Origin of the sequence: Flavobacterium sp. 270 (genome assembly GCF_004368785.1) — a bacterium.
Classification (GTDB): Bacteria; Bacteroidota; Bacteroidia; order Flavobacteriales; family Flavobacteriaceae; genus Flavobacterium.
On sequence record NZ_SODM01000002.1, the window covers coordinates 294,564 to 314,751 of the forward strand.

A 20,188-nucleotide genomic window follows, 5' to 3' on the forward strand; every position below is an offset into this window, starting at 1 on the left:
ATAATTTTTCAAATTACGATAATGGAAAAGCGTAAATTAAGTTTCTGGGAAATTTGGAACATGAGTTTCGGTTTCTTGGGAATACAAATGGGGTTTGCATTACAAAATGCAAATGCCAGCAGAATTCTTCAAATTTTTGGTGCCGACGTACATGAACTTTCGTGGTTCTGGATTATTGCTCCCCTTATGGGATTAATAGTGCAGCCTGTTATTGGTCATTACAGCGATAAAACCTGGGGAAGATTCGGAAGACGAAAGCCTTTCTTTTTAGTTGGCGCAATTTTAGCCTCTGTCGGTTTAGTTTTAATGCCACAGGCTAATATTTTCATTTCTGTATTGCCTGCTTTATGGGTCGGAGCTGGAATGTTAATGATCATGGATGCTTCTTTCAACATTGCAATGGAACCTTTCCGTGCTTTGGTTGGAGATAATTTAAGAACAGATCAGCGTACTGCCGGTTTTAGTATTCAAACTTCATTAATTGGTTTTGGAGCCGTAATTGGTTCTGCCCTGCCTTACGTTTTAGCAAAATGGTTTCATGTTTCAAACAGTGCTGTTCCGGGAAGTGTACCGCTAAATTTAACTTTGTCGTTCATTATTGGTGCAGCAGTTTTAATTGGTTCAATTTTAGTTACCTTATTTTCTACTAAAGAATATTCGCCAGAAGAATTAGCCAATTTTGAAGACCCTCAAAACGAGGAAGAAATCAAAGAAGAAGAAAAATCAAAACTTTCAGACATTTTTACAGATTTTGCAAAAATGCCAACCACAATGCGTCAGTTAAGCTGGGTACAGTTTTTTTCTTGGTTTGGTTTATTCGGAATGTGGGTTTTTACCACTCCGGCAATTGCACATCACATTTACCATTTGCCGTTAAGCGACACCTCAAGTCAGCAATATCAAGACGCCGGCGACTGGGTCGGAATTCTATTTGGTGTTTACAATTTAGTTTCAGCCATTATCGCACTATTTTTTCTGCCATACATCGCTAAAAAAATCGGACGAAAATCAACACATTCTCTCTCTTTAGTCATTGGAGGAATCGGATTAATTTCTATTTATTTTATGCCTAATGAAGACTGGGTTGTTCTACCAATGATTTTAATTGGCGTGGCTTGGGCAAGTATTCTGGCAATGCCATACGCAATTCTTGCAGGATCTATAACCCCTAAAAAAATGGGTGTTTACATGGGAATCTTTAACTTCTTCGTAGTTATTCCGCAGATTGTAAATGCACTTATTGGCGGGCCAATTGTAAAATATCTTTATAATGGCGACGCAATTTATGCCCTAATTACAAGCGGTGTAAGTTTCTTAATCGCTGCGGCATTAGTTTACAAAGTAAAAGATGTTGACGACATTACTATTAAATCATAAATAAGAACCACTACTTATAATGAAAAAAGCATTCATATTCGATCTTGACGGTGTAATCGTAGACACTGCCAAATATCACTTTTTGGCTTGGCAAAAAATTGCACAGTCATTAAACATAAACTTTACACACGAAAACAACGAGTTACTTAAAGGCGTAAGTCGTGTTCGTTCTTTAGATATTATTCTTGAATTAGGAAATGTTACTGTTTCGCAGGCAGATAAAGACAAATTTTTAATTCAAAAAAATGAAGATTACTTATCTTATTTAGTTGACATGGACGAAAGCGAGATTCTTCCAGGAGTTTTTACAATTCTAAAACTATTAAAAGATAAAAACCAAGGAATTGCACTGGGCTCAGCCAGTAAAAATGCAAGACCAATTTTAGAAAAAACAGGGATCATCTCTTACTTCGATGTTATTGTTGACGGAAACGACGTTACCAATGCAAAACCAGATCCTGAAGTATTTTTAAAAGCAGCTCAATTATTAAACATTGATCCGAAAAATGCAATTGTATTTGAAGATTCTATTGCCGGAATTCAGGCAGCAAACATAGGAGAAATGGTAAGTGTTGGAATTGGTGAGGAAACAATTTTACATGAAGCCGATTATATTTTTAAAGATTTCACCGAAATCGACCCAAGCTTTATTGAGGAATTAATTGGATAATTAGAAAATGTGACGATTAGATAATTCCTTCCGAGAGAATTATCCAGTCATCTAATTGATAAATTCTCTCAATTAAAAAAATGTAAAACAACAGCAATTCATTAGAAAAAAGTCAACGAATAATTATCTAATTATTCAAATTGGCACATTTTCTAATTAAAAAATTATCTAATTTAAAAAATGAATCAAGATTATATAAAACCAGACAATTGGTCGATCATCGAAGAAGGATTTGATGCAGACAGCGTAAAATCGTCTGAAAGTCTTTTTAGTATCGGAAACGGTGCTATGGGACAACGTGCCAATTTTGAAGAAAAATACACTGGAGAAACTTTCCAGGGAAGTTATATTGCAGGAATTTATTATCCGGACAAAACAAAAGTGGGCTGGTGGAAAAACGGTTATCCGAAATATTTTGCCAAAGTATTAAATGCGCCAAACTGGATTGGAATTGACATTGAAATCAATGAAGAAAATCTTGATTTAAACAATTGTACCGAAGTTAGAAATTTCCGCAGAGAACTAAACATGCAAGAAGGATGGTACAACCGTTCTTTTGAAGCAGTGCTGAAAAACGGAACCGAAATCGCGGTAAACGTTCGTCGTTTTCTTTCTATGGATTTAGATGAAGCCGGAGTTATCAAATACGATATTACGCCTTTAAACAAAGATGCTAAAATCGTTTACAAACCGTATATCGATGCTGGAGTAACCAATGAGGATGCGAACTGGGAAGAAAAATTCTGGGAACCGCTTGAAGTTAAAAAAGGTACAAATGAAGCTTTTGTAACCGCGCAGACTTTCAAAACGCATTTTAAAGTTACGACTTTCATGCACAACACGATTTTGGCAAACGGAGAAAATATTAATGTTTCACCTTCCACAATCGATTCAACAACAGACAAAGTTCAATATACATACGGAACTATTATTGCAAAAGGACAAACCTCATCAATTCAAAAAATTGGCGGATATACTGTTTCTTTAAATCACGAAAATACTTTGGCTGGAGCCGAAAAAGTAATCAAATCTGCAGTTGGTTTAGGTTATGAAACTTTACTTCAAAACCAAATTGATGCCTGGGCAAAAATCTGGGAAATGTCAGATATTACTATTGAAGGCGATGTGAAAGCACAGCAGGGAATTCGTTTCAATATTTTTCAATTAAACCAAACGTATTCCGGAAAAGACAGCCGATTAAACATTGGACCAAAAGGATTTACCGGAGAAAAATACGGCGGATCTACATATTGGGACACTGAGGCTTATTGTATTCCATTTTATATGGCTACTAAAGATCAACAAGTTGCAAGAAATTTATTGACGTATCGTTTCAATCAATTAGACAAAGCGATTGAAAATGCAAAAGATAATTTAGGGTTCAAAAACGGCGCTGCACTTTATCCAATGGTTACCATGAATGGTGAAGAATGCCACAACGAATGGGAAATCACACACGAAGAAATCCACAGAAATGGTGCGATTGCTTTTGCGATTTTCAACTATTACCGTTACACCGGAGATTACTCTTATATCCCAGAAAAAGGATTAGAAGTTTTAATCGGGATTGCGCGTTTCTGGCACCAAAGAGCCTCTTTTTCTACTGTTAAAAGTCAGTACGTAATTCTTGGTGTTACAGGTCCAAACGAATACGAAAACAATATCAACAATAATTTCTACACCAATTATATTGCAAAATGGTGTATCGATTTTGCTGCTGAACAAATTGATAAAGTTGCTTCAGAATATCCTGAAGATCACAAACGTATTCTAGAAAAAACAAATCTTGAAGTTGCTGAAATTCTCGAATGGAAAAAAGTGTCTAATGATATGTATTTCCCTGTTTCAGAAGAATTGGGAGTTTATTTACAACAAGACGGTTTCTTAGACAAAGATTTAGTTCCCGTAAAAGATTTAGATAAATCACAACGTCCAATTAACCAAAAATGGTCTTGGGATCGTGTTTTACGTTCGCCATACATCAAACAAGCCGACGTTTTGCAGTGTTTTTATTTCTTCGAAAGTCATTTTTCTAAAGAAGAACTAAAACGTAATTTTGAGTTTTACGAATCGTTTACCGTTCACGAAAGTTCGCTTTCCCCTTGCGTACACTCGATTCAGGCTGCAGCTTTAGACAAAATGGATATGGCGTATACATTCTATTTAAGAACTTCTCGTTTAGACTTAGACGATTACAATAAAGAAGTAGAAGAAGGTTGTCACATCACGTCTATGGCCGGAACTTGGATGAGTATTGTTGAAGGTTTTGGTGGTATGCGAGTTGTAAATGATCAATTGCATTTTGCACCAAAAATCCCGAAAGAGTGGAAAGGCTATTCGTTTAAAATCAATTTCAGAAATCAAATTTTGAAAGTAACTGTAAATCATAACGAAACAACTTTTACTGTTGATGGCGATCAGGATTTAACAATTATAGTGAATGGAAAACCACAAACAATAAGTAAATTCGTTCAAATAAATTAAATTACAATACACTTAAAACTTAAAAAACATGAAAAACTTATTTTTCGCAAGTTTAGTTCTGTTTGCGGTTAGCACAATTGCTAAAGCGCAACAATTAAAATCTCCCGAAGGAAAGTTCGTAATGGAATTTTCGCTTCAAAGCGACGGAACTCCAACTTACAATTTAAAATACAAAAACAAGGAAGTTGTAAAAACAAGTAAATTGGGTCTTGAACTTAAAGACGACAAAAAATCTCTACTAAACGATTTTACAATTGCTGATTCTAAAACCACCACTTTTGACGAAACCTGGAAACCGGTTTGGGGCGAAGTGGACAACATTAGAAATCATTATAACGAATTGGCTGTAACATTAAACCAAAAAAGTACAGACAGACAAATCGTAATTCGTTTTCGTTTGTTTGATGACGGTTTAGGATTTAGATATGAATTTCCAGCGCAAAAGAATCTTACTTATTTCGTAATTAAAGAAGAAAGATCTCAATTTGCCATGACTGGAGATCATACTGCTTTTTGGATTCCGGGAGATTATGATACTCAGGAATACGATTATACAAAATCGAAATTGTCTGAAATTAGAGGTTTATCTCAAAAAGCATATACAGCAAACGTTTCGCAAAAAAACTTTTCTCCAACAGGAGTTCAGACTTCATTAATGCTAAAAACGGCTGACGGAATTTACATCAACTTACACGAAGCTGCTTTGATCAACTATTCTTGTATGCATTTGAATCTGGATGATAAAAACATGATTTTCGAATCTTGGTTAACGCCAGATGCAAAAGGTGACAAAGGTTATATGCAAGCGCCAAGTCATTCTCCTTGGAGAACAATTATGGTAAGCGACGACGCGAGAGAAATCTTAGCTTCAAAAATGACTTTAAACTTAAATGATCCTTCAAAAATTGACGATACTTCTTGGATTAAACCCGTAAAATATATCGGAGTTTGGTGGGAAATGATTACAGGAAAAAGTTCTTGGTCGTACACAAATGATTTTCCAACAGTTCAATTGGGAGTTTCTGATTTCTCAAAAGCAAAACCAAGCGGAACACACGGAGCAAACAATGCTAACGTAAAAAAATACATTGATTTTGCAGCTACAAATGGTTTTGATGCTGTTTTGGTTGAAGGCTGGAACGAAGGCTGGGAAGACTGGTTTGGACATTCTAAAGATTATGTTTTTGATTTCGTAACACCTTACCCAGATTTTGATGTGAAAGGTCTGCACGAATACGCAAAATCTAAAGGCGTAAAAATCATCATGCACCACGAAACTTCTGGTTCTGTTCGTAACTACGAGCGCCACATGGATGCTGCTTATAAATTCATGAAAGACAACGGATACGACGCTGTAAAAAGCGGTTACGTTGGAGATATTTTACCTCGCGGTGAAAATCATTACGATCAATGGATTGTAAACCATTATCAATACGCAATCGAAAAAGCAGCAGATTATAAAATTATGGTGAACGCTCACGAAGCCGTTCGTCCAACAGGAATCTGCAGAACATATCCGAACTTAATTGGAAACGAAGCAGCAAGAGGAACAGAATACCAAGCTTTTGGTGGTTCTAAACCAAATCACGTTACAGTATTGCCATTTACAAGATTAATCGGTGGTCCAATGGATTACACTCCTGGAATCTTCGAAATGGATATCAGTAAAATGAATCCGGACAACAAATCTCACGTAAATAGTACTATCTGTAACCAATTGGCATTGTATGTAACTATGTATAGCCCGTTGCAAATGGCTGCTGATACTCCAGAGAATTATAATCGTTTTCCAGATGCTTTCCAATTCATTAAAGATGTAGCAGTTGACTGGTCTGAAAGTAAATATATCGAGGCTGAGCCGGGAGATTTTATCACTGTTGCCCGTAAAGCAAAAGGAACAAACAACTGGTTCGTAGGAAACGTAAACGGAGAAACTTCTCGTACGTCAAACATAGATTTCAGTTTCCTTGAAAAAGGCAAAAAGTACACGGCAACAATTTATGCTGATGCAAAAGATGCGCATTACAAAACAAATCCGCAGGCTTACACCATCAAGAAAATTGCTGTAACAAACAAATCAAAATTATCGCAGCTTTCTGCTCCGGGCGGAGGATATGCAATAAGTATTATCGAAACCAAATAACACCCTAAAAAGACAGGTAATTTTCCCCAAGATTGCTTGTCTTTTTTTATAAAGCTTACTTCCTGCAAGGTTTTCAAAACCTTGTAGGTTTAATATACTCAAAGTACATCTATAAGTTTATATAAGATATACCTACAAGGTTTTGAAAACCTTGCAGGAAGTATAATTTTTCAGTAATTCAGATTATGAAAAAATCATTTACAATAATTATTTCAAGTTTATTTCTTTTAAGTTGTGATAAAAAAGAGAAAACTTTTGATTCTCTAGAATATTCTTTTGGAGGAACATTTAGTGAAGTTTATTCTCTTAAATTCACTGACAATGATACTGTTTATGTATATCAAAAATGGATTGCGAAAGACTTTGACGACAGTATCTCTGATCCAAAAAGCAAAACACAATATTATGGAATTATAAATCTCGAAGAAAAACTAAAACTATATAATTATATAGAAAAAGTCAATCTCTTCAAATATAAATCAGAATACTACGAACATTATCTTGATGGAAGTTGTTATGCAATTGCTATAAAAAAAGACAATAAAAGCAAAACAATATTTGCTCATAGCCATAAAACTCCGAAAGAGATTGATTCAATTGCGGGATGGATAAACAAGGTCAAGAAAAACCTTCATTTAAAGAAGACTAATAAACATCTTATTTATAAAACTTCAGATTCCGTTTTTCCACCTCCTCCTCCACCGCCTATAAAAAACATCAACAATTAAATCTTCATTAATTTAAAATTCAAATTATGAATATCCAAAAAACATACTTTACTACAAACCATCTATTCTACAAACTAATTCTACTGGTTCTCTTATTTACCGCTTCCGCGAAAGCGCAAATCCAAAAAGTAGAACCGCCTTTCTGGTACGCCGGAATGAAAAATCCGGAAGTACAGATTATGTTCTACGGAAAAAATATTGCACAATATGAAGCTTCGGTTTCCAACAATGTTGCGATTAAAAATGTAGAAAAAACAGAAAACCCTAACTACGTTTTCATTACAATTGATACACAAAACTTAAAAGCTTCTGAGCTTGTTTTTTCTTTTAAATTGAAAAACAAAGTCGCTTTTACTCAAAAATATTCGCTTAAAGAAAGAAGAGCCAATTCTGCTGACAGAAAAAGTTACGATGCATCAGACATGATGTATTTAATTATGCCGGATCGTTTTGCTAACGGAAATCCGAAAAACGACAGCGATCCTGTTTTAACTGAAAAAGGAAACCGCGCAGAACCGGGCGGGCGTCACGGCGGAGATCTCGAAGGAATTATCAAAAACTTAGATTATATTTCGTCTCTTGGCGCAACGACAATTTGGAGCACGCCTTTATGCGAAGACAACGACAAACAGCATTCATACCATACTTACGGACAATCGGACGTTTACAAAATTGATCCGCGATACGGAACCAATGATGATTACGCGCGCTTATCTGCAGAAATGCACAAAAAAAACATGAAACTGGTTATGGATTATGTAACCAATCATTGGGGAATTACACATTGGATGATGAAAGATATGCCAACCAAAACCTGGTTCAACCAATTCGAAACTTTCACGCAAACACATCACAGACGCGAGGTAATTACAGATATTCATGCTTCAAAAATAGATCAGGAAGTTTGTGTTGATGGTTGGTTCGTACCTTCTATGCCGGATTTGAATTTAAGAAATCCGCTTGTGGCAAAATACTTAACGCAAAACGCTATTTGGTGGATTGAATTTGCAAATCTTGACGGTTTCCGTGTTGATACTTATAATTATTCAGACAAAACAGCAATGTCAAATTGGGCAAAAGCGATTACAGATGAATATCCAAACTTTAATATTGTAGGTGAAATCTGGATGCACAATCAGGCAAATCTAGCTTTTTGGCAGAAAGACAGTAAAGTTGGGGCAATTGAAAACTACAATTCGAATCTTCCAAGTGTAATGGATTTTACGCTTCAAAGTCAGGTAACTTCTACTTTCAACGAAGACGAACCAACTTGGGAAAACGGATTGATTAAATTCTACAACAATTTTGCAATGGATTTTCTATATCCAAACACCAATAACATTTTGGTTTTTGCCGAAAATCACGATACAGATCGTATGAATGATAAATTCAAATATGATCTTCCAAAATACAAACTGGCTATGACTTTATTGGCAACAATTCGCGGAATTCCCCAAGTATATTACGGTTCAGAAATCGGAATGGGCGGAGACAAAAGCAAAGGTGATGCCGATATTCGTCAGGATTTCCCAGGCGGATGGGCTGGCGATAAAAACAATGCTTTCACAAAAGAAGGAAGAACGGCACAACAGGCTTCTTACTTTGATTTCACTTCAAAATTATTCAACTGGAGAAAAACAAACGAAGCCGTTCATTTCGGAAAAATGACGCATTATATTCCGGAAAACAATACTTATGTGTATTTCAGATATACAGATGCAAAAACGGTAATGGTCGTTTTCAATAACAATGCAAAAGAGCAAGTTGTAAAAACAAACCGTTTTAAAGAAAACATCAAAAACTTTAAATCAGGAAAAGATGTGATCACCGGAAAAACATTTGATTTAAGTTCTGAAATTAAATTGGAACCAAAATCGGCAGTGGTTTTAGAATTGGAATAACAATATTTTTCTCTCGCAGATTTAGGAGATTGAGCAGATAATTTAAAAAGAAAATCTGCTGAATCTGCGAGATCTGCGAGAAACTATTTTTTTTTCGCCACGAATTCACGAATTATTTTTCACAATCTTTGAGAATAAAAATTCGTGAATTCGTGGCTATTTTTTTCAACATTATGTACGTCTAAAAAATTCCTAAATAATGAAAAAATACGCTATCCTTTCTTTATCTTTAATATTCATAATTACGAGTTGTTCTGGCTCAAAATCAGTTTTAATGAATACAGATATTTCAAAGACACCTTTCGTTTGGGAAGGCGCAAATGTTTATTTTTTACTTACAGACCGTTTTTACAACGGAGATAAATCCAACGACATCAATTTTAACCGAACCAAAACTCCCGGAAAACTCCGCGGATTTGAAGGCGGTGACATTATAGGAATTACAAAAAAAATCGAAGAAGGTTACTTCGACAAACTCGGAATCAATGCGATTTGGTTTACACCGATTGTAGAGCAGATTCACGACGGCGTTGACGAAGGAACCGGATTGAGTTATGGTTTTCACGGTTATTGGGCGAAAGACTGGACAGCTCTTGATCCCAACTTCGGAACAAAAGAAGATTTAGCAAAATTGGTTAAAAAAGCGCACGAACACGGCATCAGAATTGTTCTGGATGGCGTTATTAATCACACCGGACCCGTAACTCCAGAAGATCCCGTTTGGCCTTCGGACTGGGTTAGAACAGGCGTTGTCTGCGATTACAAATCTTTCGAAAACACAACAATGTGTACTTTAGTCGAAAATCTTCCGGATGTCAAAACTGAAAGCACTCAAAATGTAGAACTTCCTCCTTTTTTGATTGAAAAATGGAAAAAAGAAGGCCGTTACGAAAAAGAAATTGCTTCGTTAGACGAATTCTTCAAAAGAACAGGATATCCAAGAAGTCCAAAATATTACATCATAAAATGGCTTACCGACTATATTACCGAATTCGGAATTGACGGTTACCGCGCCGATACTGTAAAACATACCGAAGAAGGCGTTTGGGCCGATTTTAAAAAAGAATGTGATTATGCTTTCGCGAATTGGAAACAAAATTATCCTCTTCAGGTTTTAGATCAAAACCCGTTTTATACGATTGCCGAAGTTTACGGTTACGGAATCAGCGGTGGTCAGGATTATGATTTTGGTGATCGAAAAGTCAATTATTTTCAAAACGGCTTCAACAGCATGATTAATTTTGAATTTAAGTGGAATGCCGGACAAAGCGATTATGAGACTTTGTTTTCGAAATATTCCAATCATTTAAATAATGAGTTAAAAGGTTATTCAGTTCTTAATTATATATCTTCACACGACGACGGTCAGCCTTTTGATGCCAATCGCTCAAGAGGTTTTGAAGCAGGAACTAAATTATTGCTTTCACCCGGAATATCTCAGGTTTACTATGGCGACGAATCGAATCGTTCTTTGGTAATTGAAGACGCTCAGGGAGATGCGACTTTGCGTTCGAGCATGAATTGGGACGATATTCAAAACAATTCTGACACACAGAGAATGCTTTGGCATTGGCAGAAATTAGGTCAATTTAGACGAAATCATCCTGCCATTGGTGCCGGAATCCATTCAAAAATTGAAAGCGAACATTACGTATTTTCAAGAACATATTCTAAAGGTTCATTTACAGATAAAGTAATCATTGGTTTGGATTTACCGGAAGGAAAAAAAGAACTTCCTGTAAACACCATTTTCGAAAACGGAACAAAAGTAAGAGACTGTTTCTCTGATCAGGAAACAGAAGTTATGAATGGAAAAGTGATTATTGATAGTCAATACGGAATTATTTTACTGGAGAAAATTTAAATTTTTTCTCTCGCAGATTATGCAGATTATGCAGATAAAAAAATCTGTCGAATCTGCTAAATCTGCGAGAAACCTTTTTTTACACAGATTATTTAAAAATCCCATTTTACTTTCTTTGCACCTTTGTACCTTTGCATCTCTGAACCTTATTCAAAAAAAATGCTGAAAATAGCACACAGAGGCGCCAAAGCATACGAACCTGAAAACACGTTAAAAGCTTTTCAAAAAGCATTAGACTTAAATGCAGATGGAATCGAACTCGACGTTCACTTAAGCGCCGACGGAAATATCATTGTAATTCACGACGAAACCATCGATAAAATGACCAACGGAAAAGGTTTTGTAAATACCTTATCTTTGCCGGAATTAAAGCGTTTTTTAATCGACGGTCAATACGAAATTCCAACTTTAAAAGAAGTTTTTGACTTGGTAAATAAAAAATGCCTGATCAACATCGAATTAAAAAATGCCGATACTTTAACGAAAGTTGTTTCATTAATCGATGAATATGTTTCGGATAGAAATTGGAGTTACGAGCATTTTATCGTTTCGAGTTTTGATTGGAATGCTTTGCAGGAAGTTCACAATTTAGATTCTAAAATTCCAATTGGAGTTTTAGCAGAAACCAATCTTGATTTGGCTGTGGCTTTCGCCGAAACAATAAAAGCAAAAGCCATTCATCCGTATTATCATTTATTGAATGAGGAAAACACAAAAGCCATTCAGGAAAAAGGATTTCTGGTTTTACCGTGGACGGTTAATATTGAAGAAGATATTCAAAAAATAAAAAGTTACAACGTAAACGGAATCATTAGTGATTTTCCAGACAAAATATAAAGTAAAGTTAGCCACGAATTACACAAATTTTCACGAATTAAATCATGAGAAACTTTGTCAAAGTTTAAAACTTTGACAAAGTTGCAAAGCAAAAATCCTTTTAATCTGTATAATCTGTGGCAGAAAAAAATTAGTGCCAATTCGTGTAATTCGTGGCAACCAAAAAAAATTATGATTAAAAATTTCGACATAATTATCGTTGGCGGAGGCGCTGCAGGATTTTTTACAGCCATTAATATTGCTGAGAAAAATCCGAAACTGAAAATTGCTATTTTAGAAAGAGGAAAAGAAGTCCTTTCTAAAGTCCGCGTTTCCGGAGGCGGGCGATGCAACGTGACACACGCCTGTTTTGAACCGAATGAATTAGTCAAATTTTATCCGCGTGGCGAAAAAGAACTTCGCGGGCCATTTCATCAATTTTGTTCCGGCGACACTATCGAATGGTTTGAAAAACATCGTGTCGAATTAAAAATCGAAGAAGACGGGCGAATGTTTCCCGTTTCGAATTCTTCGCAGACAATTATCGATTGTTTCTTAAAAGCAACCGAAAAATTAGGTATAAAAGTACTTACAGGACAAAGTGTACAATCTATTTTCAAGAAAGAAAATCATTGGAAAATTGACACGCAAATTGAAAATTATGCTTGTGAAAAATTAGTAATGGCAACCGGGAGCAATCCAAAAATTTGGGAAATGCTTCAGGAACAAGGTCACGCGATTGTAAGCCCCGTTCCTTCCCTATTTACTTTTAATATTAAAGATTCCCGTATAAAAGAATTACCGGGCGTTGCGGCGCAGGTAACTGTAAACGTAAAAGATACAAAGCTAGAATCAACGGGACCTTTATTAATCACACATTGGGGAATGAGTGGTCCTGCAATCTTAAAACTTTCGGCTTGGGGTGCCAGAACTTTATTCGATAAAAATTATCAGTTTACGATTTTTGTGAATTGGTTAAATGATGTTGATACTGAAGACGCAGAAAAAATCCTCAAAGATTTAAAACAGGAACATGCAAAAAAAGCAGTTTCTAAAAAATCCCCATTTGATTTCCCAAATCGTTTGTGGGAAAGTTTGGTTTTGGCTTCAGAAATTGATGCAGAAACCAAATGGGCTGACTTATCTAAAAATCAGTTGCAAAATCTGGCTTTACAGCTTACAAAAGCAAAATTTCAGGTAAACGGAAAAAGTACTTTTAAGGAAGAATTTGTAACGGCTGGAGGAATCGATTTAAAAGAAATCAACTTTAAAACTATGGAAAGTAAACTGCACGAAAATCTTTATTTTGCTGGAGAAATTGTAAATATTGATGCCATTACAGGCGGTTTCAATTTTCAAAATGCATGGACAAGCGGTTTTATTGTGGCAAATAATATTTAAGAATAAAATGAAATTTAAAGGAATTATTTTTGATTTAGACGGAACATTAGTGAATTCATTACACGATATTTCAGATGCCATGAATATTGTTTTAACAGATTTAAATCACCCCACTCACACATACGATACTTATCAATATTTTATTGGAAGTGGTTTGCGAAATCTGGTCAGCAAAGCTTTGCCTTCAACGCATAATTCTGATGAGCAGGTTCAAATTTGTTTTGATTTTATGATAACCGAATATCGCAAAATCTGTACTTTAAAAACAAAACCATACGACGGCATTTTAGATTTACTAAATAATCCGGCTTTGGAAAATATCAGAATGGCTGTTTTTTCTAATAAAGCAGATGAACTGACGAAGAAAATAGTGTCCGAAATATTTCCAGAACATTTTGACGAAGCGGTTGGTTTAAGCACGGAAGAATTGAAAAAACCAAATCCGTTTGAGGCTGTAGCAATCAGTAAAAAATGGAATTTAAGTCCGGAAGAAGTTCTTTTTGTAGGCGATTCTGATATTGATATGCAGACTGCCGTTAATGCAAATATGTTTCCTGTCGGCGTTACCTGGGGTTACAGAACCGAAGAAGAATTGAAACAAAGCGGTGCAAAAGTGGTGATTCATAAAGCTTCGGAATTAATTGAAATCCTATAAAAATGCATTCTTCATTACAAAAGCAAATCACAGCAATTGCCTCTTTTTCTGAAAATGAAATTGAGAAAATTGCTTCTTGTTTTGAATATGAAAAATTCAATTCTAAAGAATATATTTCTAAAATGGGAAAAATCAGCAACAGGATTTTTTTCATTTTAAATGGTTTAGCACGAGTTTATTATTTAAAAGACGGAAAAGAAATTACTACTTATTTAAGCTGTGATGAGGGTTTTATTGCTTCGTATTCCAGTTTTATAAATCAAACACAATCATTTGAGAATATTCAGTGTCTTGAAGATTGTGAAGTTCTTTCGATTACTTTTGAAAATATGCAATCTCTTTACAAGGAAATTCCAAACTGGGAACGCGTAGGGAGAATTTTAGCTGAACAAAATTACCTTTGCATGGCAGATCGTGTTTTAAAACTGCAAATGATTCCCGCCAAAGAAAAATATCTTGCTTTTTTAGAATCGGCTCCGGCCAAAATAATTCAACGAACACCTTTAATTTACATTGCTTCGTTTCTCGGGATTACGCCCGAATCTTTGAGCCGAATCCGCCAAAGTATTTCTTAATTCTTAACATTTATCAAGTGGATTGAGAAGCGGAATTCAAATCTTTGTCAAAATAAAATTGCAAAAGATGAAAAATATTGCCAAAGACGTTTATCAGATTTCCCTATTTCCAAGAAATGCCATAAATTGTTATGTAATTGAAGATGTTTTAATTGACTCTGGAATCAGAAGTTCCGGAAGTACAATTTTAAAAGCTTTAAAAAACAAATCCATAACCAAACACGCACTTACACACGCCCACGCCGATCATCAGGGAAGCAGTAAAGTAATCTGCGAGACTTTAGGGATTCCGCTTTTATGCAGTGAACCTGAAAAAGCTTTGGCTGAAAATGGAAATGTTACATTTGAATATCCGAATCCAAATCATTTTATCTCCAAATTTCAGCAAAATTTCTGGGCCGGAAAAGGTCATCCAGTTTCTCAAACTTTAAAAGAAAATGATATAATTGGCGGATTTACAGTTATTGAAACACCAGGACATTCAAAAGGTCATTTATCTTTTTTCAGAGAAAAAGACGGCGTTTTAATTGTGGGTGATGTCATGACCAATATGAATCTTTTAACAACAATAGTTGGGCTTCATGAACCACCGAGTTTATTTACATCTGATAAAGAAACTAATCGAAAATCCATTTTGAAATTAGCTTCTTTAAAACCAAAAATACTTTGTTTTGGGCATGGTCCTGTTTTATTTAATAATGGCGAATTGGAGAAATTTTCAAAACGCTAATTAAATAATTAACAAGAATTTACAGAATCCGTAAGTTTTCATTAAGAGCATTCTAATAATTTTACTTTCAACAAATTAATCTTGTATGAAAGTAAAATTACTTACCACAATTTCTTTTTTCACTTATCAGCTTACTATTTCCCAAACAGAAAAACTTCTTAGCGGAAAAGTCATTGATCAAAATTATCCACTCAAAGGAATCGAGGTTATCAACAAAACAGCAAAAACCAGTACACGGACAAATGAATTAGGCGAGTTTTTAATTTTGATCAACCCGAAAGACAGTTTGCTTTTCTTTCACAAAGATTATTTTTTTTCCCGTTTGAAAGTTACTTCAGAACAAATTCAAACCAATAATCTTGTTGTAAAAATGGTTTTAAAACCCGAAGAACTTGAAGAAGTTGTAATTACTAAAATCAAATTTGACCACGTAAAATCAAACAGAAATTCTCTTATTGTTCCATATAGTCCATTACAAAGCGCTACAGGAGTTTATATGGGGAATATTCCGGGCGGAATAAATCTAATTGCAGCTGGCAGTATGATTGTAGATTTATTTAAGAAAGACAAAGAGAAACCTAAAAAGAAAACTCCAGAAATAAGTTTTAAAGATTTAATCGAAACAACTTGCTCAGAAGATTATTTTATTAAAGATTTAAAATTAAAACCTGAGGAAAAAGAGCTTTTTATTCAATTTTGCGATGCAGACCCACAATCAAAAATTCTTGTACAGCAGAAAAATTTACTTTATACAATGGACTTTTTATATAAAAAAAATGAAGAGTTTAAAAAACTGAATTCTGGCATTAAAAACTAAAAACCATTTTATGAAAGTAAAACTACTCACAACTATTTCATTTTTTACCTATCAATATAGTATCTCTCAAACGGAGAAATTACTTCACGGAAAAGTTATTTCTCAAAATTTAGCTCTAAAAAATGTAGAAGTTATTAATAAAACAGCCAAAACAAGCACCACCACAAACGCTTCTGGAGAATTTTCTATTTCAGTAAAAGTTCATGATAGCTTATTGTTTTTTGCTAAAGATTATTTCTTCACCCGTTTAAAAATCTCTAATGAAGATATAACTACAAACAATCTTGTCGTAAACTTGATTCCGAAAACTGAGGAATTAAATGAAGTAGTTATCACCAAAATTAAAAGTATAAAAATTGTTGATAATGTTTATAATCGAGAAGCAATTAAAGAAATACAAAACCGAAAAAAATTTAATGATTTAAACCAACAATATTTACATATTAATGATGGAAGAATTGTAAATGCTATAAGTTACAATCACCCTATTTTTGATAGACCAAAGCAAAAAATTGAAGATGACCATCGTTTTAAAAAACTTGTAATTGCTTCTTGTTCTTCAGATTTTTTCATTAAAGATTTAAAGATAAAGCCTGAAGAAAAAGAAATTTTTCTAGATTTTTGCGATGCCGATCCAAAATCTAAAACACTTTTAGAACATCCAAATATTTTGGCCGTTATGGATTTTTTGTATGCTAAAAATGAAGAATTTAAGAACCTAAAATAGTTACATGAGAATTGTCATTAAACAAAAATCTATTTATTCAACCACCAAATACTAGCATTCAAAATAGCAGCAAAACCCACCCAAGCCATATAAGGAATCAATAAATATCCCGCAGTTTTATTGATTTTGATAAATTTTAGATAGGTTTCATAAATCATCAGCCATAAAAGAACAATTTCTACCAAAGCCAGCATCGGATTTTTTAATCCGAAGAATAAATAAGACCAAATAGCATTCAAAGTCAATTGAATCAAAAAGAAGCCTAAAGCTTTCTTTACTTCCTCATTTTGTTCTTTTATTTTATCCCAAACCAACCCTGCGGCAACAGCCATTAAAATATAAAGCAATGTCCACATTGGCATAAAAATCCAATTGGGCGGATTAAAAACTGGTTTTGCAATTGTCGGATACCATGTTTCTACACTTGGTCTTGTTACCAAACTTGCAGAATATCCAACTGCTAAACAAACAATTAAAGCTATTATAATTTTGACGGTCTTATTCATTCTATTTAATTTTTAGCCAAAAATAAACAAAAGAAATTTCAAACCGTATAAGCTATATAAGTTCATTTTAGTTTAAGCTTGGTTTATAATTTCTTATATAACTTATATGGTTGAATATTTTAAAACTATCTTTGCCAAAATTTTATAATTCATGTTTACAGCAGCTGATTTTATTCCAAATAAATACACTTCAACAATCGAAAACGGAAACTTTGAGTGGAGCGCTCCCAGCAATATTGCATTAGTTAAATATTGGGGGAAAAAAGACAATCAGATTCCGGCAAATCCTTCGGTAAGTTTTACGCTAAATAATTGCAAAACGATTACTAAAGTTGCTTTTTCGAAAAAAGACATTTCTCCCGAAGTTTCGGGATTGCTCAATGTGTCAAATGGTTTTTCTTTTGATTTACTTTTTGAAGGAAAACCAAAAGAAGATTTTAAACCAAAAATTCAGAAGTTTTTAGAAAGAATTGAAGTTTATCTGCCGTTTTTGAAAGATTATCATTTTACGATTGATACACAAAATACATTTCCGCACAGTTCAGGAATTGCTTCTTCGGCTTCTGGAATGGCTGCTTTGGCGATGAATTTTATGAGTTTGGAAAAAAAGCTAAACCCAGAAATGACGGATGAGTATTTCTATCAAAAAGCATCTTTTTTAGCGCGCTTAGGTTCAGGAAGCGCTTGCAGAAGTGTAAAAGGACAAGTTGTTGTTTGGGGAAATCAAGCAAATATTGAAGGAAGTTCTGATTTATTTGGAGTTGAATTTCCGCATACAATTCATCAAAATTTCAAGAATTATCAGGATACTATTTTATTGGTTGATAAAGGCGAAAAACAAGTTTCGAGTACTGTCGGACATGATTTAATGCATAATCATCCGTATGCGGAAAGACGTTTTGCACAGGCGCACGAAAATCTGGATTTGTTGATTTCGATTTTTGAAAATGGAAATATCGAGGAATTTATCAAAGTTGTAGAAAGTGAAGCATTGACTTTGCATGCTATGATGATGACTTCGATGCCTTATTATATTTTGATGAAGCCAAATACACTGCAAATCATCAATGCAATCTGGAAATTTAGAGCCGAAACCCAGATTCCAGTATGTTTTACTTTGGATGCCGGAGCGAATGTTCATGTACTTTATCCTGAAAACGTTAAAGAAAAAGTACTTCAATTTATTCAAGCTGATTTAGTTGCATTTTGTCAGAATAGTCAATACATTTGCGACGAAATTGGAAACGGTGCAATTGCATTGTAATTTTCCGTATCTTTAGTTAAATTTATTAGTTATGGATATTCAATTAGACAGAGAAGAAGCAATGAAAATGTTGCAGGAAACGGATGATCATTCATTGATAATGAAAGTTAAAAAAATGCTTGAAAAAAAGAAAAAAGATTGGTGGGATGATTTGACTGAGCAACAGAAAGCTGATATAACTCAAAGTGAATTAGAATTTGAAAGAGGTGAAGTTATCAGTTACGAAGATGTGATGAAAAAATACAGATAGTGAATCTAAAAGTAAATTTCTCAAAGACAGCTGAGAAAAATTTAAATGATGTTCTAGATTTTATTGAAGCAAGATGGTCTGAAAAATCTAAAAAAATGTTTATTATAAAGTTTGAAAAAGCAATTTCAATAATAATTATGAATCCTGAGGTTTTTCCAAAATCATCCATCAATAAAAAATATCGTAAATGCGTAATAACAAAACAATCAAGTTTGTTATACACTTTTAGTTCAAATGAGATTAAAATTCATACCATTTTCGACACCAGACAAGATCCAAATAAAATAAACAAAAGACATTAAATAAAAACATGAAAGGACCATTATTTTACTCGAAAATATTACTCTTTGGAGAATACGGAATTATCCGCGACTCTAAGGGACTTTCTATTCCTTATAATTTTTACAATGGTACATTAAAGAAATCCGAAGAACCTTCGGCGGAAGCTATTGCATCAAATTCAAGTTTAAAACGTTATGTTGTTTATCTTGAAACTTTACAAACAGAACAGCCAGAATTGGTTGCTTTTGATTTGACAACTCTAAAAAATGATGTTGAAACGGGTATGTATTTCGATTCTAGTATTCCGCAAGGTTACGGAGTTGGAAGCAGCGGTGCTCTTGTTGCGGCAATTTATGATAAATATGCAACCAATAAGATTACAGTTTTAGAGAATTTAACTCGTGAAAAACTATTACAGCTTAAAAATATATTTTCTCAAATGGAGAGTTTTTTCCACGGAAAAAGTTCTGGTTTAGATCCTTTAAACAGTTATTTGAGCATTCCGATTTTAATTAATTCTAAAGATAATATTGAAGCTACAGGAATTCCTACTCAAAGTTTTGACGGGAAAGGCGCTGTGTTTTTATTAGATTCTGGAATTGTAGGCGAAACGGCTCCAATGGTAAACATTTTTATGGAAAACCTTAAAGATAAAGGTTTCCGTACGATGCTGAAAAACCAGTTTGTAAAATACACTGATGCTTGCGTAGAAAACTTTTTGCATGGAGACATGAAATCGTTATTTACCAATACAAAGAAACTTTCTAAAGTTGTTTTAAATAACTTTAAGCCAATGATTCCAGAACAATTTCACGGAATCTGGCAGCACGGAATTGACACAAACGATTATTATTTAAAACTTTGTGGTTCTGGTGGCGGCGGTTATATTCTTGGTTTTACAGAAGATTTAGAACGCGCCAAGGTTTCTTTGAAAGACTATAAATTAGAAGTTGTTTATCAATTTTAATTTATAATTTATCCTAAAATTTATCGTTTAC

Annotated in this window: 19 protein-coding genes; 18 read left to right on the forward strand and 1 reads right to left on the reverse strand. The window is 34.1% G+C overall.

All coding sequences use genetic code 11. From position 1 onward, the window contains the following. Nucleotides 1-21 precede the first annotated feature (21 nt). The 14 genes from EV144_RS08585 to EV144_RS08650 all read left to right on the forward strand — a co-directional run bounded on the left by EV144_RS08585 (nucleotide 22) and on the right by EV144_RS08650 (nucleotide 16,888). Nucleotides 22-1,377 carry an MFS transporter gene (locus EV144_RS08585; RefSeq protein WP_134147999.1) on the forward strand — a complete coding sequence of 452 codons (1,356 nt, stop codon included), beginning with the start codon at nucleotides 22-24 and terminating at the stop codon, nucleotides 1,375-1,377. Nucleotides 1,378-1,393: 16 nt separating this feature from the next. After that, on the forward strand, nucleotides 1,394-2,047 hold the full coding sequence (pgmB, locus tag EV144_RS08590) for a beta-phosphoglucomutase (protein WP_134148001.1): 654 nt from the start codon (nucleotides 1,394-1,396) through the stop codon (nucleotides 2,045-2,047). A gap of 180 nt (nucleotides 2,048-2,227) precedes the next feature. Continuing rightward, a complete protein-coding gene (locus tag EV144_RS08595; protein WP_134148002.1) occupies nucleotides 2,228-4,531 on the forward strand; it encodes a glycoside hydrolase family 65 protein in 2,304 nt (767 codons plus the stop codon). Between the two features lie 28 nt (nucleotides 4,532-4,559). After that, complete coding sequence (locus EV144_RS08600; protein WP_134148004.1) at nucleotides 4,560-6,674, forward strand: glycoside hydrolase family 97 protein; 2,115 nt, start codon at nucleotides 4,560-4,562, stop codon at nucleotides 6,672-6,674. A 185-nt stretch (nucleotides 6,675-6,859) separates the two neighbouring features. Further along, the gene (locus tag EV144_RS08605; RefSeq protein WP_134148006.1) at nucleotides 6,860-7,402 is read left to right on the forward strand and encodes a hypothetical protein; all 543 of its coding nucleotides are present in this window, start codon (nucleotides 6,860-6,862) and stop codon (nucleotides 7,400-7,402) included. 26 nt (nucleotides 7,403-7,428) lie between these two features. Beyond that, nucleotides 7,429-9,303 carry a glycoside hydrolase family 13 protein gene (locus EV144_RS08610; RefSeq protein ID WP_134148008.1) on the forward strand — a complete coding sequence of 625 codons (1,875 nt, stop codon included), beginning with the start codon at nucleotides 7,429-7,431 and terminating at the stop codon, nucleotides 9,301-9,303. Nucleotides 9,304-9,502: 199 nt separating this feature from the next. Next, a complete protein-coding gene (locus EV144_RS08615) occupies nucleotides 9,503-11,167 on the forward strand; it encodes an alpha-amylase family glycosyl hydrolase (protein ID WP_134148010.1) in 1,665 nt (554 codons plus the stop codon). A gap of 159 nt (nucleotides 11,168-11,326) precedes the next feature. Next, complete coding sequence (locus EV144_RS08620; protein ID WP_134148012.1) at nucleotides 11,327-12,004, forward strand: glycerophosphodiester phosphodiesterase; 678 nt, start codon at nucleotides 11,327-11,329, stop codon at nucleotides 12,002-12,004. 171 nt (nucleotides 12,005-12,175) lie between these two features. Continuing rightward, nucleotides 12,176-13,384, forward strand: a complete 1,209-nt coding sequence (locus tag EV144_RS08625; protein ID WP_134148014.1) for an NAD(P)/FAD-dependent oxidoreductase — start codon at nucleotides 12,176-12,178, stop codon at nucleotides 13,382-13,384. Nucleotides 13,385-13,391: 7 nt separating this feature from the next. Then, nucleotides 13,392-14,039: an HAD family hydrolase gene (locus EV144_RS08630; protein WP_134148016.1), complete on the forward strand. Its 648-nt coding sequence runs from the start codon at nucleotides 13,392-13,394 to the stop codon at nucleotides 14,037-14,039. Between the two features lie 2 nt (nucleotides 14,040-14,041). Then, a complete protein-coding gene (locus EV144_RS08635) occupies nucleotides 14,042-14,614 on the forward strand; it encodes a Crp/Fnr family transcriptional regulator (protein WP_134148018.1) in 573 nt (190 codons plus the stop codon). Between the two features lie 67 nt (nucleotides 14,615-14,681). After that, nucleotides 14,682-15,344 (forward strand): MBL fold metallo-hydrolase, encoded by a 663-nt coding sequence (locus EV144_RS08640; RefSeq protein ID WP_134148020.1) that lies wholly within the window; start codon nucleotides 14,682-14,684, stop codon nucleotides 15,342-15,344. A gap of 85 nt (nucleotides 15,345-15,429) precedes the next feature. Further along, nucleotides 15,430-16,161 (forward strand): hypothetical protein, encoded by a 732-nt coding sequence (locus EV144_RS08645; RefSeq protein ID WP_134148022.1) that lies wholly within the window; start codon nucleotides 15,430-15,432, stop codon nucleotides 16,159-16,161. A 10-nt stretch (nucleotides 16,162-16,171) separates the two neighbouring features. Then, entirely contained in the window at nucleotides 16,172-16,888 is a 717-nt protein-coding gene (locus EV144_RS08650) for a hypothetical protein (RefSeq protein WP_134148024.1), read from the forward strand. Between the two features lie 29 nt (nucleotides 16,889-16,917). Here EV144_RS08650 and EV144_RS08655 read toward each other — a convergent pair whose 3' ends face one another. Further along, nucleotides 16,918-17,394, reverse strand: coding sequence for a TspO/MBR family protein (locus EV144_RS08655; protein ID WP_134148026.1), 477 nt, complete (start codon nucleotides 17,392-17,394; stop codon nucleotides 16,918-16,920). Between the two features lie 151 nt (nucleotides 17,395-17,545). Between EV144_RS08655 and EV144_RS08660 the strand changes: the two genes are divergently transcribed. The 4 genes from EV144_RS08660 to EV144_RS08675 are packed head-to-tail and all read left to right on the forward strand — an operon-like array spanning nucleotide 17,546 to nucleotide 20,157. Then, the gene (locus tag EV144_RS08660) at nucleotides 17,546-18,658 is read left to right on the forward strand and encodes a diphosphomevalonate/mevalonate 3,5-bisphosphate decarboxylase family protein (RefSeq protein WP_134148028.1); all 1,113 of its coding nucleotides are present in this window, start codon (nucleotides 17,546-17,548) and stop codon (nucleotides 18,656-18,658) included. Nucleotides 18,659-18,689: 31 nt separating this feature from the next. Continuing rightward, on the forward strand, nucleotides 18,690-18,908 hold the full coding sequence (locus EV144_RS08665) for a hypothetical protein (protein WP_134148029.1): 219 nt from the start codon (nucleotides 18,690-18,692) through the stop codon (nucleotides 18,906-18,908). After that, on the forward strand, nucleotides 18,908-19,210 hold the full coding sequence (locus EV144_RS08670; protein WP_166670553.1) for a type II toxin-antitoxin system RelE/ParE family toxin: 303 nt from the start codon (nucleotides 18,908-18,910) through the stop codon (nucleotides 19,208-19,210). The genes EV144_RS08665 and EV144_RS08670 overlap by 1 nt, the downstream gene beginning before the upstream one ends. A gap of 8 nt (nucleotides 19,211-19,218) precedes the next feature. Beyond that, nucleotides 19,219-20,157: a mevalonate kinase gene (locus tag EV144_RS08675; protein WP_134148033.1), complete on the forward strand. Its 939-nt coding sequence runs from the start codon at nucleotides 19,219-19,221 to the stop codon at nucleotides 20,155-20,157. Nucleotides 20,158-20,188 lie beyond the last annotated feature (31 nt).

Coding starts and splice junctions, on each gene's coding strand:
- EV144_RS08675 (WP_134148033.1), top strand. CDS start 19,219: ATGAAAGGACCATTATTTTACTCGAAAATATTACTCTTTGGAGAATAC.
- EV144_RS08600 (WP_134148004.1), top strand. CDS start 4,560: ATGAAAAACTTATTTTTCGCAAGTTTAGTTCTGTTTGCGGTTAGCACA.
- EV144_RS08645 (WP_134148022.1), top strand. CDS start 15,430: ATGAAAGTAAAATTACTTACCACAATTTCTTTTTTCACTTATCAGCTT.
- EV144_RS08595 (WP_134148002.1), top strand. CDS start 2,228: ATGAATCAAGATTATATAAAACCAGACAATTGGTCGATCATCGAAGAA.
- EV144_RS08650 (WP_134148024.1), top strand. CDS start 16,172: ATGAAAGTAAAACTACTCACAACTATTTCATTTTTTACCTATCAATAT.
- EV144_RS08615 (WP_134148010.1), top strand. CDS start 9,503: ATGAAAAAATACGCTATCCTTTCTTTATCTTTAATATTCATAATTACG.
- EV144_RS08665 (WP_134148029.1), top strand. CDS start 18,690: ATGGATATTCAATTAGACAGAGAAGAAGCAATGAAAATGTTGCAGGAA.
- EV144_RS08625 (WP_134148014.1), top strand. CDS start 12,176: ATGATTAAAAATTTCGACATAATTATCGTTGGCGGAGGCGCTGCAGGA.
- EV144_RS08635 (WP_134148018.1), top strand. CDS start 14,042: ATGCATTCTTCATTACAAAAGCAAATCACAGCAATTGCCTCTTTTTCT.
- EV144_RS08585 (WP_134147999.1), top strand. CDS start 22: ATGGAAAAGCGTAAATTAAGTTTCTGGGAAATTTGGAACATGAGTTTC.
- EV144_RS08640 (WP_134148020.1), top strand. CDS start 14,682: ATGAAAAATATTGCCAAAGACGTTTATCAGATTTCCCTATTTCCAAGA.
- EV144_RS08610 (WP_134148008.1), top strand. CDS start 7,429: ATGAATATCCAAAAAACATACTTTACTACAAACCATCTATTCTACAAA.
- EV144_RS08605 (WP_134148006.1), top strand. CDS start 6,860: ATGAAAAAATCATTTACAATAATTATTTCAAGTTTATTTCTTTTAAGT.
- EV144_RS08655 (WP_134148026.1), bottom strand. CDS start 17,394: ATGAATAAGACCGTCAAAATTATAATAGCTTTAATTGTTTGTTTAGCA.
- EV144_RS08630 (WP_134148016.1), top strand. CDS start 13,392: ATGAAATTTAAAGGAATTATTTTTGATTTAGACGGAACATTAGTGAAT.
- EV144_RS08660 (WP_134148028.1), top strand. CDS start 17,546: ATGTTTACAGCAGCTGATTTTATTCCAAATAAATACACTTCAACAATC.
- EV144_RS08620 (WP_134148012.1), top strand. CDS start 11,327: ATGCTGAAAATAGCACACAGAGGCGCCAAAGCATACGAACCTGAAAAC.